The following is a 14,433-nucleotide window of genomic DNA, read 5'->3' as shown; positions in this document are numbered from 1 at the left end:
ATCAGCGTCTTCAGGAGAAACATGAGCGGCAAGGGTGCACCCGAACTGTCCGTACGCAACTGCGGCGACCTGCGCGTGGCCGTGATCGCGGCCCAGTGGCACGAGAAGGTCATGGACGGCCTCGTCGACGGCGCCCTGCGCGCCCTGCGCGAGCTGGGCATCGACGAGCCCACCCTGCTCCGCGTCCCGGGCTCCTTCGAGCTGCCCGTCGTCGCCAAGGTGCTCGCCGGACGCGGCTACGACGCGATCGTCGCCCTCGGTGTGGTCATCCGCGGCGGCACCCCCCACTTCGAGTACGTCTCCCAGGGCGTCACCCTCGGCCTCACCCAGGTCACCGTCGACACCGGTGTTCCCGTCGGCTTCGGCGTACTGACCTGCGACACCGAGGAGCAGGCGCTCGACCGGGCCGGCCTCGAAGGGTCCAACGAGGACAAGGGGCACGAAGCGGTCACCGCCGCCGTGGCCACCGCCGCCACGCTGCGCACCGTCAGCGAACCCTGGCGCTGAGTGCGTCCCGGCGACCCCGTATTCTGAGGACCATCATGGCGAACAAGACCTTTGAAGAGCTCTTCACCGAGCTCCAGCTCAAGGCCGCCGAAGGCGACCCCGCGACCTCCCGCACCGCCGAACTGGTGGACAAGGGCGTCCATGCCATCGGCAAGAAGGTCGTCGAGGAGGCCGCCGAGGTCTGGATGGCCGCCGAGTACGAGGGCAAGGAAGCCGCCGCCGAGGAGATCTCCCAGCTGCTGTACCACGTCCAGGTGATGATGGTCGCGCGCGGGATCTCGCTCGACGACGTCTACGCCCATCTCTGAGCCGGTCCCGAGCTCCGCACGCCCCGTCTCCTCATCTCTCCCCTCCGCACGAAGGAAGCCGACCTCATGCTGCGCATCGCCGTTCCCAACAAGGGTTCACTCTCCGGACCTGCGATGGCGATGCTCCATGAGGCCGGCTACCAGCAGCGCAAGGAGTCCAAGGAGCTGGTCCTGGTCGACCCGGAGAACGAGGTGGAGTTCTTCTACCTCCGCCCGCGCGACATCGCGATCTACGTCAGCTCCGGCAAGCTCGACATCGGCATCACCGGCCGCGACCTGCTGCTGGACTCCGGCGCCGACTCCGAGGAGATCCTCCAGCTCGGCTTCGCCCGCTCCACCTTCCGCTACGCCACCAAGCCCGGCACCGCGGCGGGCCCGCAGGACTTCGACGGCATGACGATCGCCACCTCCTACGAGGGCATCGTCGCCAACCACCTCGACAAGGCGGGCGTCAAGGCCTCCGTCGTTCACCTCGACGGCGCGGTCGAGACCGCCATCGAGCTGGGCGTCGCCCAGATCATCGCCGACGTGGTGGAGACCGGCACCAGCCTGCGCAACGCCGGTCTTGAGGTGATCGGCGAGCCGATCATGACCTCCGAGGCCGTCGTCATCCGGCGCAACGGCGCCCCCGCCGACGACCCCAAGGTGCAGCAGTTCCTCCGCCGCCTCCAGGGCGTCCTGGTCGCCCGGTCCTACGTGATGATGGACTACGACTGCCGCGTCGAGCACCTGGAGCGCGCCGTCGCCCTCACCCCGGGCCTGGAGTCGCCCACCATCTCCCCGCTGCACCACGAGGGCTGGGTCGCCGTCCGCTCCATGGTCGCCGCCAAGGAGGCCCAGCGGATCATGGACGACCTGTACGAGCTCGGCGCCCGCGCCATCCTCACCACGGCCATCCACGCCTGCCGCCTCTGACGGCCCGCACCTCCCGAGAGAAGACCCCGATGTCCGCGCCCAGGCCCGAACTCCCCACCCTGCCGGTCACCTTCCGGCCCATCCTCACCCGGGTGGTCCTGCTGAGCGTGGGCCTGGCGATGTTCCTCGTCATCACGGTCATCGCCCTGATGCTGGAGCGGCTCAACCCGGGGGAGCGGGTCAGCTTCATCTTCGTCGCGGCACTCTTCTTCGGCGTCCTGGCCCTGCTCAGCAGGCCCCGGGTCACCGCCGACGACTCCGGGGTCACCGTCGTCAACCTCACCCGGTCCCGCAGGCTGGCGTGGGAGGAGATCCTCCGCGTCAACCTGCGCTCCGGCGACCCCTGGGTCTTCCTCGACCTCAGCGACGGCACCAGCCTGCCCGCCCTCGGCATCCAGCCCGGCCTGGCCAAGCAGCAGGCCATCCGTGACGCCCGCGCCCTGCGCGACCTCGCCGAGTCGCGCGGCGTCGGGAGCGACGACACCCCCGGCAGCGGCTGAGCCCCTGCCCGACCCGGGGCCTTCTTGTCTACTCTGGTGGGCGGCGGCGCCCCGTGCGCCCCGCCCCGCCCGTACCACGGCCCCATCCCGGGCCCGCGGGGTTCTTCCTGCGACCCAAGGAGTGACTCCCTCCAGCAATGGACGGATCGTCCGGTAATACCTGCGCCGCCCCTTCCCCGGAGGCGGCGGCCTCATGACCACCCCCCTGCTGCTCCTCGCGGCGGCCTTCCTCCTCATCCTCGCCAACGGGTTCTTCGTGGCAGCCGAATTCGGGCTCGTCACCGTGGACCGGCCCGACGCCGAACGCGCCGCCGCCGAGGGCGACCGACGGGCCCGTACCGTCGTCGAAGCCCTGCGCGAACTCTCCTTCCAGCTCTCCGGCACCCAGCTCGGCATCACCATCACCTCCCTGGTGGTGGGCATGCTCGCCGAACCGGCCCTGGCCCAGCTGCTCGCCGGACCCCTCACCGCCACCGGACTGCCCGCGGGGGCCGTGTCCGGGGCCGCCGTCGTCATCGGCATGCTGCTGGCCTCCGCCGTCCAGATGATCGTCGGCGAACTCGTGCCCAAGAACTGGGCGGTCTCCCGGCCGCTCCAGGTGGCCCGCTTCGTCGCCGGACCGCAGGCCCGCTTCGCCGCGCTCCTGCGACCGGTGATCACCCTCCTCAACGCCCTGGCCAACCGGCTGGTGCGCCTCCTGGGCGTCGAGCCCACCGACGAACTGGCCTCCGCCCGCACCCCGGGCGAACTGGTCTCCCTGGCCCGGCACTCCGCCGAGGCCGGGGCCCTGGAACAGGACACCGCCGACCTCTTCGTCCGGACCCTCTCGCTGGCCGGCCTCACCGCCCAGCACGTCATGACCCCCCGGGTGAAGGTCAGCGCCCTGCACTCCTCCGCGACCGCCGAGGACGTCCTCAACCTCACCCGCGCCACCGGCCTCTCCCGCTTCCCGGTCTACCGGGACCGCATCGACGAGGTCATCGGCATGGTCCACCTCAAGGACGCCCTCGCCGTCCCCGCCCACGAGCGCCTGCGCACCCCGGCCGGCCGGATCGCCGTCCCGCCGCTCCTGGTGCCCGGCACGCTGCCGGTGGAACACCTGCTGCGGCGGCTGCGCCACGAACAGCCCATAGCCGTGGTCGTCGACGAGTACGGCGGCACCGCCGGCGTCGTCACCCTGGAGGACATCATCGAGGAGCTCGTCGGCGAGGTCCGCGACGAGCACGACGCCGAGGGCTCCGACCGCCCCGAGCTGACCACCGCCACCGGCGAGGACGGCCGCCCGGTGTGGGACGCCGAGGGCAGCTGCCGGGTCCACACCCTGCGCCGCAGCGGCCTGGACGTCCCCGACGGACCGTACGAGACCGTCGCCGGGCTCGTCGCGGAACTCCTGGGCCGCATCCCCGCCCCCGGCGACCGGGCCGAACTCCCGGCTGGCGGATCTCCGTCCGCCAGGTCGGCCACAACCGCGCCGAACGGGTCCGCTTCACCCGGACGTCCGGCCCGCTGCCGGAGACGGCCGCACCCGGCCTGCTGGAGGCCGCGCGATGAGCATGTTCCCACTCCTCCTCGCCGCCCTCCTCGTGCTGGCGAACGGCTTCTTCGTCGGCGCCGAGTTCGCCCTCGTCTCCGTCCGCCGCAGCCAGATCGAACCGCTGGCCGCCCAGGGGTCGGGCCGGGCCCGCACGGTCCTGCACGGCCTGGAGAACCTGCCGCAGATGATGGCCGCCGCCCAGTTCGGCATCACCGTCTGCTCCCTCACCCTCGGGGCCGTCGCCGAGCCGACCGTCGCCCATCTCCTGGAGCCGGTCTTCCACGCGGCGCACGTCCCCGACGGTCTCGTCCACCCCCTCGGCTTCGCCCTCGCGCTGCTGTCCGTGGTCGTCCTGCACCTGGTCATCGGCGAGATGGTCCCGAAGAACCTCGCGATGGCGGCGCCCGAGCGGACCGCGCTCTGGCTCAGCCCCGGCCTGGTCGCCTTCGCCCGGCTCTGCCGCCCGGTCACCACCGCGCTCGGCGCCTGCGCCGGTCTGGTGCTGCGGCTGTTCGGCGTGGAGCCGAAGGACGAGGTGGAGGCCGTCTTCACCAGCGAGCAGCTCAACCGGCTCGTGGAGGACTCCGGACAGGCCGGTCTCCTCGGACCGGAGGCCGCCGAACGACTGGAGGACGCCCTCGAACTGGGCAGCAGGCCCGTCGCCGACGTCCTGCTGGAGCGGGCCTCACTGGTCACGGTCGACCCGTCGGTGACCCCGCGCCGGATCGAGGAGCTGACGGTACGCACCGGCTTCTCCCGCTTCCCGGTCTGCGCGGAGGGCGGCGGCCCCTTCATGGGCTATCTGCACGTCAAGGACGTCCTGGAGCTGGAGGACGCCGACCGGGCGGTCCCGCAGCAGATCTGGCGCCCGATGGCGACCGTACGGGCCGAACTCCCGCTCGACGACGCCCTGACCGTGATGCGCCGCGCCGCGACGCACCTGGCGCAGGTCGCGGACGGATCGGGCCGGGTCCTCGGTCTGGTCGCCATGGAGGACGTCCTGGAGACGCTGGTGGGGGAGGTGCGCGACCCGGCCCACCGGTCGGTGTCGGTGCCCCGCCGCACGGTGGACGTGGCCAGGACGCCGGGGCTCCCGACGCCCGGGGCCCTCGTGCACTGACGCGACACCGTGCCGGGAGCCGACGCTCCCGGCACGGTGTCACACCGCGCCCGGCTCCTGCTTGCCCCGGCCCACCGGACCGCGCCCCGACAGCACCTCGCCGTAGGCCTGCATCAGGTCCGGGAGCCGCAGCGTCGACAGGTCCTCGCGGGTCAGCTCGCCCGGATAGCCGGAGAGCCGCAGATCACGGTAGGCGCAGCTCTTCTCGTACAGCGTCCGCAGGAAGCGGCCGTTGCCCAGCTCGTCGATCCAGCCCTGGTCCACCACATGGCCGCTGATGGAACGCAGCTCGTCCACCGCCTCCTCGTCCCACACATCGTCGTTCTCGGCGGCCAGGACGCTCCCGATCGCGGTGAGTTCGAGCGGCCGGTAGCTGGGGAAGTCGACCCGGCTGGTGAAGCGGGAGGAGAGACCCGGGTTGGTGGCGAGCAGCCGGTCCATGCCCTCCGGGTAGCCCGCGAGGATGACGACGAGATGGTCCCGGTTGTCCTCGGCCCGTTTGAGGAGCACCTGAAGCGCCTCGTCGCCGTACGCGTCGCCCTTGCTGTAACCGGAGTTGGCCAGGCTGTACGCCTCGTCGACGAACAGCACCCCGCCGAGCGCCGAGTCGATCAGCTCATTGGCCTTGACCGCCGTCTGACCCAGGAACTCGCCCACCAGATCGGACCGTTGGGCCTCGACCAGGTGGTCGCCGCCGAGCAGCCCGAGGGCGTAGAACACCCGGCCCAGGATGCGCGCCACCGTGGTCTTGCCGGTGCCGGAGGGGCCGGAGAAGACGAAGTGGCGCTTCGGCGGCTGGACGGGCAGGCCCTGCTCGGCCCGCCGCCGGGCCATGTTCAACTGCGCCGAGAGCGCCTTGACCTGACGCTTCACCGGTTCGAGACCGACCATGCGCTCCAGCTGCGCCAGTGCCTCGGCCAGCAGGGCGGGATCGCTGGGCCCGGCCGGGAAGGGCGGCGCCTTGCGGGTCCTGGTGCGCCGGGTGCCCTCGACGGGCACGGCCGGACCGGGCGCCGGCTCGTCGCCGAGCAGCCCCGCCTCGCCCACCGGCCAGGACTCGCGCCCGTCCACCAGATCGGTGCCGAGCAGCGCGTCGCCCTCCGGCTGCGCCTCCGCCCCCGGGGCCCCCGCACCGAAGCCGGTCAGGGTCACCGCGGCCAGATCCGCCGACTCGTCGTACCCGTCGCCCTCCACGAGCGCGGCGAGCCGGGCGGAGGTGTCCATGAAGGCCGGGTCGACCCGGTGCACCGCCCGGTACAGCGGCAGGGCGGCCGCACTGCGCCCGGTGCCCTCGTGGGCCCGCGCCAGCCAGTAGCGCAGCTCCTTGCGCTGCGGCTGCTCGCTGCGACAGCGCATCAGCGCGGCCGACAGCAGCGGCTCCGCCTGCCCGAACATCTCCAGCCGCACCCGCGCCATCCCGCCGAACAGCCCCGCCTCGATGCCCAGCATCGGATCGTCGACGAGCTGCTCGGTGCAGCGCACCAACTGCTCCCAGTCCTTGACCAGATACGAGCGGCAGGCGTGCAGGAACCGCACCTGCGGATCCGCGTCCACCGGCGGCAGCCCGGCCAACGCCCGGTCCAGCTCCGGCACATGGCGTCCGTCCAGCCAGTGCGAGGCGTGCGCCAGCAGCAGGTCGCGCGGGCTCTCCAGCACCGGCTGCACCCACCAGCCCAGCCAGTACCAGGAGTTGAGCGTACGTCGGTGGCGTGCGCGCTGTTCGCCGAAGCGGTCGCGGTGCCGGTACATGCGTAACAGGGCCGTGGTGGTGTCGATGCGCAGCGCGTGGAGGCCGAGCCAGCCGTCCGCCATGCCGGGATCGAACCGCACCGCGGCTCTGAACTCCTCCTCGGCCTGCGGGTAGGCGCCCATCGTGTAGGCGTCCATGCCACGCAGCCAGGCGAGGTCGGCAGGGGCTCCAGCGCCCTGTGTGCCGATGTCCATCAGGTCCCCCACAAACCGTGCCCCCAGGATGTCCCGCCCGCACAGCATGCCCACCGGAGCGTGCTGAATCACGGCGTGGAGGAAGGGAATTGACCACACCGAGCTGCATCGTACCCGCGCACCGGGGGTGGGGCCGCTCTCCGGCCGACCCTCAGGGGTGGTCACCGAGGGTGAGTGCATCGCTCTGCGTAGTCGCCGGAGCGGTGCGGGGAGCGCAGAGCGAAGCCCCCGATCACGGGGGAACAACCGGGGGCTTCGCGTCTGCGGGGGCTCCGAAAAGCCGCACAACGAGAACGTAAGACCAGTAAGGCCCGCCGGTCAAGCGGAGTTGAGGCTCTTCTGAGCTGATTTCCGACTGCTCAGTATGGCGGGATCTCCTGGCTACCGTGGGTGACGATACGGCTCTCTCCCGCTGTCGCGCGGGGCCCCGGCAGCCACACGTACCCCTCCGGCACCTGGCGTACCAGCGTGTCGGCGTACGGACGTGACGGGTCTTCGGCGAAATGCCGTTCCTCGGCGAGCGTCCATCCGTCCCAGAACCCGGTGAGCCCGTCGCCGTCCCGGCGCCGGCCCCGCTGCCAGGACGTCTCCCGCCCCAGCTCCATCCAGCACAGCGCCGCCAGCCACGGCCGCACCTCCCGGCGTCCCGCGCCGACCCCCTCCACCAGCACCACCGGGGCCGGCTCCAGGGTCCGCGCCGGGTCGAAGCGGCGCTCCGTCCAGTCGTACGGGGCATAGCGGGCGCTCTCGCCGCGCGAGAGCGGCAGGACCACCTGTTCCAGCAGCCGCCCCGTCCAGCCGAACAGCTCCTCGTGCGTGGCGAGATCGTCCAGATGGAGGACCGGCGCACCGCCCAGCGCCGCCGCGAGGCGGGCCGCGAAGGTGCTCTTGCCCGAACCGGCGTGCCCGTCGACCGCCACCAGCCGGACCGGTCCGCAGGAAGGGGGCAGTGAGCGCAGGTCATCGGCGTGGCGGGCCAGGTCGTCCATGGCTCCAGGGTACGTTCCGGCACGGAGCCGCCCCGGGGTGCGCCGCGAACCACCGCAGGTCACGCCAGTGGTCCAGACCCATGTTGGTCCGGTGGCGGTTGCCGAACCGCTGGCCCGATCCGGCCCGGAACCGGGATAGTTGGCGCACCGAACGGCACCCGCAGACCACCTTCCGCATCCGACCGGGGGTCACGACCATGACCAGTCCGACTTCGCGCAGAACCGTTCTGACCGCCGCGCTCGCGGCGGCGGCAGGCGCCGGGACGGTGGCCTCCGCCACGCCCGCGACGGCCGCCGCGTCCTCGTCCACCGCCCCGCCCTCGCCCGCCGGCTCCGCCGCCGCCCCGAAAGCCCTCGTGGACAACCGCTTCTGGCACACCTACACCGACTGGCGCTGCGGTACGGGCGACGGCACCCGGGTGCTTCCCGGCGCCCGCCCCGGCCTGGTGATCGCCACCCCGGCCGGCCGCACCGACTACACCGACCCGCACACCGGTACGACGGCCGCCTGGGACTACGCCACCTGGACCTCCTCCGTGCACCGCTCCGCCGTCCCCGCCACCGAGGTGATCGCCTCCTGGAACGCCCGTACCCCGGCCGGCACCTGGATCCAGGTCGAGCTGAGCGGCGCCTACGCGGACGGCACCGCCACCCCCTGGTTCGTGATGGGCCGCTGGGCGGCGGGCGACGGCGACATCCGCCGTACGTCCGTCGACGACCAGGGCGACCCGCACAGCTCCGTGTGGACGGACACCCTCTCGGTGGACGACCCGGCGAGCGGTGTACGCCTGGTCTCCTACCGGCTGCGGCTGACGCTGTACCGCGCCCCGGGCAGCCGCCTCACCCCGACCGTCTGGCGGGTCGGCGCGATGGCCTCCGACGTGCCCGACCGCTTCACCGTGCCCGCGAGCGCACCCGCGCTCGCCCGCGAACTGCCCGTGCCGCGCTACTCGCAGAACATCCACATCGGGCAGTACCCCGAGTACGACAACGGCGGCGAGGCGTGGTGCAGCCCCACCTCCTCGCAGATGATCATCGAGTACTGGGGCCGGAAGCCCACCGCGGAGGACCTCGCCTGGGTCAAGCCCGGCCTGCCCGACCCCCAGGTCTGCCACGCCGCCCGCAACACCTACGACTACCAGTACGGGGGCTGCGGCAACTGGCCGTTCAACGCCGCCTACGCGGCCACGTACCGCGACATGAACGCCGCCGTCACCCGGCTCGGCTCGCTCACCGACGTGGAGCGGCTGATCCGCGCCGGAATCCCGGTCATCACCTCCCAGTCCTTCCTGAAGGAGGAGCTGACCGGCGCCGGATACGGCACGTCGGGCCATCTGATGACGGTCATCGGCTTCACCCCCGAGGGCGATGTCATCGCCAATGACCCGGCCTCGCCCGACAACGACGCGGTACGCCGGGTCTACCGCCGGCGCGAATGGGAGAACATCTGGCTCCGCACCAAGCGCTACGACGCGAACGGCCAGGTCAGAAGCGGCACGGGCGGGGTGTGCTACGTCTACTGGCCGGCCCGGCCGACACCCTCCCAGCAGCGGGTCCTGCGGTCGCTCGGTCTGCTGTGAGCGGGCGCGGAGCCGCTTGAGCTCCGTGCGCCCGTGAGGAAGCGGGAATGTTGCCCGGGACGCTTCGGCGTCCCGGGCAACGCGCGTTCCGGGCTCCGTGACCGCCGCGTCCGGAACGCATCCGGGACCGGTGGATGTCACTTTCCGTGGAAACCCGCGAAGCGCTTCGTGGTGGGGCGCGGCCGTCCGCGTCAGACCGGCGTCAAGGAATCCCGGTCGTCGTATGGAGCCCGTCAAAACGGCTTACCCGGGGGATGAAGCCGAGGTTTCCTTTTCTCGGCCACTGGGCCGACTTCCCTTCCCCACGTCAATCAGGAGCTCGCGATGGCCGATCTGGCCTTCGTCGTCACCACGGTCGCGGTATTCGCGCTGGTGGCTCTCATCGCCCGGGGGGTGACCAAGCTGTGACCGCCGAGAATGTCGTCGGACTCGTCGTGGCCGTCTCCCTGATCGGGTATCTCGTACTGGCTCTCCTTTTCCCGGAGAGGTTCTGAGTGCCGCAATGAGTTCCCAGATCGCTGGTGTGCTCCAGCTGCTCGCCCTGATAGCCGCTCTTGGGCTCGCCTATCGCCCGCTGGGCGATTACATGGCCAGGGTCTACTCCTCCGAGAAGCACTACACGCCGGAGAAGTGGATATACAAAGTCATCGGCGCCGATCCGGCCGCCGAAATGCGCTGGCCCGCCTATCTGCGCGGTGTGCTCGCCTTCTCGGCGGTGAGCGTTCTTTTCCTGTATCTGATGCAACGGGTACAGGGCTCGCTGCCCGGTTCGCTCGGCTTCTCCTCCATCGACCCGGACCAGGCGTTCAACACCGCCGCGTCCTTCGTCGCCAACACCAACTGGCAGTCCTACTACGGCGAACAGGCCATGGGCCACGTCGTGCAGACCGGCGGCCTCGCGGTGCAGAACTTCCTGTCCGCCGCCGTCGGCATGGCCGTCGCGGTGGCACTCGTACGCGGCTTCGCCCGGTCCCGTACCGGCGAACTCGGCAACTTCTGGGCCGACCTCGTGCGCGGCACCGTCCGCATCCTGATCCCGGTCTCGGTGATCGGCGCGATCGTCCTGGTCGTCTGCGGGGTGATCCAGAACTTCTCCGGCATCCACCAGGTCGGACAGTTCATGGGCGGCACCCAGGAATGGAACGGCGGCGCGGTCGCCTCCCAGGAGGCCATCAAGGAGCTGGGCACCAACGGCGGCGGCTACTTCAACGCCAACTCCGCCCACCCCTTCGAGAACCCGAACCCCCTCTCCAACCTCTTCGAGATCTTCCTCATCCTGCTGATCCCGTTCGCGCTGACGCGGACCTTCGGCCGGATGGTCGGTTCGCTGAAGCAGGGGTACGCGATCCTCGGCGCGATGGCCGTCATCTGGATCGGCTTCACGGCCCTGATGATGTGGACCGAGTTCGCCCACCGGGGTCCGGCGTTCGAGATCGCGGGCGGGGCCATGGAGGGCAAGGAGACCCGCTTCGGGATCGCCGGCTCGTCCCTCTTCGCGGTCGCCACGACGCTGACCTCGACCGGCGCGGTGAACTCGTTCCACTCCTCGTACACCGGCTTCGGCGGCGGCATCACGATGCTCGGCATGCAGCTCGGCGAGATCGCCCCCGGCGGCGTCGGCTCCGGCCTCTACGGCATGCTGATCATGGCGGTCATCGCGGTGTTCATCGCCGGGCTGATGGTCGGACGCACCCCGGAGTACCTCGGCAAGAAGATCGGCACCCGCCAGATCACCTTCGCCGCCTGCTACCTCCTCATCACCCCGGCCCTCGTCCTCGGCTTCACCGCCGTCGCGATGGCCCTGCCCACCCCGGGCGACTCGATGACCAACTCCGGCGCGCACGGCTTCTCCGAGATCCTGTACGCCTACACCTCCGGAGCCAACAACAACGGCTCCGCCTTCGCCGGGCTGAATGCCGACACCCAGTGGTTCAACACCACCATCGGCATCGCCATGCTGCTCGGCCGGTTCGTGCCGATGGTGTTCGTCCTGGCCCTCGCCGGCTCGCTCGCCGAGCAGAAGCCCGTACCCGAGACCGCGGGCACGCTGCGCACCGACAAGCCGCTCTACGCGGGGCTGCTCGTCGGCACGATCCTCATCATCACCGGACTCACCTACTTCCCCGCCCTCGCGCTGGGGCCGCTCGCCGAAGGGCTCGCCTCATGAGCACCGTCACCCCCCTCCGCGCTCCTCACGAAGACCTGCCGCCCACCGGTGGCCGGGGAACCGCCCACCGTGCCGGCGCCGGACTCTTCGACCCCCAGCAGCTCCTGAGGTCCCTCCCGGACGCGCTGCGCAAGCTCGACCCGCGCGTGATGATCAAGTCGCCGGTGATGTTCGTCGTGCTGGTCGGCTCGGTGGTCACCACCGTGCTGGCCCTCATGGACCCGACCGACCGGTTCGGCTGGGCGATCACCGGCTGGCTCTGGCTGACCACGCTCTTCGCCAATCTGGCGGAGGCCGTGGCGGAGGGCCGGGGCAAGGCCCAGGCCGACACCCTGCGCCGGGCCAGGACCGACACCGTCGCGCGCCGGATCGCCGGCACGCACGAGGAACGGGTCGCCGGAACGGAGCTGCGCATCGGGGACCTGGTGGTCTGCGAGGCCGGTGACGTCATCCCCGGCGACGGAGACGTCGTCGAGGGCGTCGCCTCCGTCGACGAGTCCGCGATCACCGGCGAATCGGCTCCCGTCATCCGCGAGTCCGGCGGCGACCGCTCGGCCGTCACCGGCGGTACGAAGGTGCTGTCCGACCGCGTCGTCATCAGGATCACCACCCGGCCGGGCGAGACCTTCATCGACCGGATGATCGGCCTGGTGGAGGGCGCGGCCCGGCAGCGGACGCCCAACGAGATCGCCCTGAACATCCTGCTGGCCTCCCTCACGATCGTCTTCCTGCTGGCCGTCGTCACCCTGAAGCCGTTCGCGATCTACGCGGGCGCGGACGACCAGACCTCGCTGATCGTGCTCACGGCCCTGCTGGTGTGCCTGATCCCCACCACGATCGGGGCGCTGCTGTCCGCCATCGGCATCGCCGGGATGGACCGGCTCGTCCAGCGCAACGTCCTGGCCATGTCGGGCCGCGCGGTCGAGGCGGCGGGTGACGTATCGACCCTGCTGCTCGACAAGACCGGCACGATCACCCTCGGCAACCGCCAGGCGGCCGCGTTCGTCCCGGTCGAGGGTGTGACGGAAGCCGAACTCGCCGACGCCGCCCAGCTCTCCTCGCTCGCCGACGAGACGCCGGAGGGCCGGTCGATCGTCGTGCTGGCCAAGGAGACGCACGGGCTGCGCGAACGGGACCGGGGGGAACTCGCCGACGCCGCGTGGGTCGCGTTCACCGCACAGACCCGGATGTCGGGTGTCGACCTGGCCGGGCGGAAGGTCCGCAAGGGCGCGGCCGGCGCGGTCGCTGCCTGGGTGAAGGAGCGGGGCGGGAGCGCCGGTGAGGACGCGCGGGCGCTCACCGAACAGATCGCCGAGGCCGGTGGCACGCCGCTGCTGGTGGCGGTGGAGGACGCTCGCGGCGCACGGGTCCTCGGCGTCATCCACCTCAAGGACGTGGTGAAGGAGGGCATGCGGGAGCGGTTCGACGAACTGCGCCGGATGGGCATCCGTACGGTCATGATCACGGGCGACAACCCGCTGACCGCGAAGGCGATCGCCGACGAGGCCGGGGTCGACGACTTCCTGGCCGAGGCGACGCCCGAGGACAAGATGGCCCTCATCAAGCGGGAACAGGCCGGCGGCAAGCTCGTCGCGATGACCGGCGACGGCACCAACGACGCCCCCGCCCTGGCCCAGGCCGACGTCGGCGTCGCGATGAACACCGGCACCTCGGCCGCCAAGGAGGCCGGGAACATGGTCGACCTCGACTCCAACCCCACCAAACTCATCGAGATCGTCGAGATCGGCAAGCAACTCCTCATCACCCGGGGCGCGTTGACGACGTTCTCCATCGCCAACGACGTCGCGAAGTACTTCGCGATCATCCCCGCCATGTTCGCCGTGGCCTACCCGTCGCTGGACCGGCTGAACATCATGGGGCTCGCCTCGCCCGAGTCCGCGATCCTGTCCGCCGTCATTTTCAACGCGCTGATCATCGTGGCCCTGGTGCCGCTCGCCCTCAAGGGTGTCCGCTACCGGCCCGCGAGCGCCGACCGGATGCTCCGCCGCAACCTCGGCCTCTACGGACTCGGCGGCCTCGTCGCCCCGTTCATCGGCATCAAGCTCATCGACCTGCTCCTGACCCTCATCCCCGGAATCGGCTGATCCGCCATGACCCACAACACCGTCAGCAGTACCGCCCGCCTGCTCGGGGCGGGGCTCCGCGCCCTGCTCGTCCTCACCCTCGTCTGCGGGGTGCTCTACCCGCTCGCCGTGACCGGTGTCGCCCAGACCCTGTTCAGCGACCAGGCCAACGGCTCCGAGATCAGGGACCGGAGCGGGCAGGTCGTCGGCTCCTCCCTCATCGGCCAGCGGTACGACCTCCCGATGAAGGAGGGCGAGGAGTCGCCCGCCCCGGACCTGAAGTGGTTCCAGCCGCGCCCGTCCAACGGCCTGGGCGCCAACAGCGTCAACACCCAGTACGCCCTGCTCCTCTCCGGCGCCACCAACCGCTCCGGCGACAACGAGGAGTTGATCCGGTGGGTGAAGGACGCCAGGGCGGCCGTGGTGAAGGACAACTCCACCGCCACGCACAAGGTCGAGCCCGCCGATGTGCCGGCCGACGCGGTCACCTCCTCCGGCTCCGGCCTGGACCCGGACATCTCACCCGCGTACGCGAAGCTCCAGGTCCACCGGGTCGCCGAGAGGAACGGACTCGCCGTCAAGAAGGTCGAGAACCTGGTCGCCGCCCACACCACCGGCCGGCTCCTCGGCTTCATGGGTGAGCCCCGGGTGAACGTCCTGGAGCTGAACACCGCGCTCAGGAGCCTGACCCGGGGATGAGAGCGCACGCCCCGAGGGCGCTCGGCGGTGGGACCCGCGGAAGACCCGCCGTGAGCGCCCGGGAGGCCGCCGGTGGGGTGGGCGCG

General features: G+C 71.2%; 12 protein-coding genes and 1 pseudogene. 11 read left to right on the top strand and 2 right to left on the bottom strand.

Features of this window, described 5'->3' with window-relative positions:
* Positions 1-21 precede the first annotated feature (21 nt).
* The 6 genes and pseudogenes from ribH (at position 22) to ACSMXR_RS04275 (ending at position 4,884) form a co-directional block, all read left to right on the top strand.
* Complete coding sequence (ribH, locus tag ACSMXR_RS04300; protein ID WP_007453188.1) at positions 22-507, top strand: 6,7-dimethyl-8-ribityllumazine synthase; 486 nt, start codon at positions 22-24, stop codon at positions 505-507.
* 35 nt (positions 508-542) lie between these two features.
* Entirely contained in the window at positions 543-815 is a 273-nt protein-coding gene (locus ACSMXR_RS04295) for a phosphoribosyl-ATP diphosphatase (protein WP_003970410.1), read from the top strand.
* A 66-nt stretch (positions 816-881) separates the two neighbouring features.
* The gene (hisG, locus tag ACSMXR_RS04290; protein WP_030080338.1) at positions 882-1,730 is read left to right on the top strand and encodes an ATP phosphoribosyltransferase; all 849 of its coding nucleotides are present in this window, start codon (positions 882-884) and stop codon (positions 1,728-1,730) included.
* A gap of 29 nt (positions 1,731-1,759) precedes the next feature.
* Positions 1,760-2,230, top strand: a complete 471-nt coding sequence (locus ACSMXR_RS04285) for a PH domain-containing protein (protein ID WP_137235365.1) — start codon at positions 1,760-1,762, stop codon at positions 2,228-2,230.
* A 193-nt stretch (positions 2,231-2,423) separates the two neighbouring features.
* Positions 2,424-3,781, top strand: a pseudogene (locus ACSMXR_RS04280) (hemolysin family protein).
* Positions 3,778-4,884, top strand: a complete 1,107-nt coding sequence (locus ACSMXR_RS04275; protein ID WP_381853199.1) for a hemolysin family protein — start codon at positions 3,778-3,780, stop codon at positions 4,882-4,884. Before ACSMXR_RS04280 ends, ACSMXR_RS04275 begins: the two are co-directional and overlap by 4 nt.
* Before the next feature lie 39 nt (positions 4,885-4,923).
* On the opposite strand, the gene ACSMXR_RS04270 is transcribed toward ACSMXR_RS04275, so the two are convergent.
* Entirely contained in the window at positions 4,924-6,828 is a 1,905-nt protein-coding gene (locus ACSMXR_RS04270) for an AAA family ATPase (protein ID WP_473171267.1), read from the bottom strand.
* Between the two features lie 359 nt (positions 6,829-7,187).
* Positions 7,188-7,817 carry a uridine kinase family protein gene (locus ACSMXR_RS04265; protein ID WP_364888145.1) on the bottom strand — a complete coding sequence of 210 codons (630 nt, stop codon included), beginning with the start codon at positions 7,815-7,817 and terminating at the stop codon, positions 7,188-7,190.
* A gap of 197 nt (positions 7,818-8,014) precedes the next feature.
* Here ACSMXR_RS04265 and ACSMXR_RS04260 point away from each other — a divergent pair, with 197 nt between their 5' ends.
* From ACSMXR_RS04260 to ACSMXR_RS04240, 5 genes are all read left to right on the top strand, one after another.
* Complete coding sequence (locus tag ACSMXR_RS04260; RefSeq protein ID WP_381911607.1) at positions 8,015-9,397, top strand: peptidase C39 family protein; 1,383 nt, start codon at positions 8,015-8,017, stop codon at positions 9,395-9,397.
* Positions 9,398-9,801: 404 nt separating this feature from the next.
* Positions 9,802-9,891 carry a K(+)-transporting ATPase subunit F gene (kdpF, locus tag ACSMXR_RS04255; RefSeq protein ID WP_032787837.1) on the top strand — a complete coding sequence of 30 codons (90 nt, stop codon included), beginning with the start codon at positions 9,802-9,804 and terminating at the stop codon, positions 9,889-9,891.
* Between the two features lie 8 nt (positions 9,892-9,899).
* Entirely contained in the window at positions 9,900-11,564 is a 1,665-nt protein-coding gene (kdpA, locus tag ACSMXR_RS04250) for a potassium-transporting ATPase subunit KdpA (protein ID WP_473171266.1), read from the top strand.
* On the top strand, positions 11,561-13,669 hold the full coding sequence (gene kdpB, locus ACSMXR_RS04245; RefSeq protein ID WP_473171265.1) for a potassium-transporting ATPase subunit KdpB: 2,109 nt from the start codon (positions 11,561-11,563) through the stop codon (positions 13,667-13,669). The genes kdpA and kdpB overlap by 4 nt, the downstream gene beginning before the upstream one ends.
* A 6-nt stretch (positions 13,670-13,675) precedes the next feature.
* The gene (locus ACSMXR_RS04240) at positions 13,676-14,347 is read left to right on the top strand and encodes a potassium-transporting ATPase subunit C (RefSeq protein WP_473171264.1); all 672 of its coding nucleotides are present in this window, start codon (positions 13,676-13,678) and stop codon (positions 14,345-14,347) included.
* Positions 14,348-14,433: the final 86 nt, after the last annotated feature.

The sequence above is a fragment of the Streptomyces sp. DSM 106670 genome (assembly GCF_055792845.1).
The sequence above is the reverse complement of the archived record's forward strand: the minus strand, read 5'-3'. Positions and strand labels throughout refer to the sequence as shown.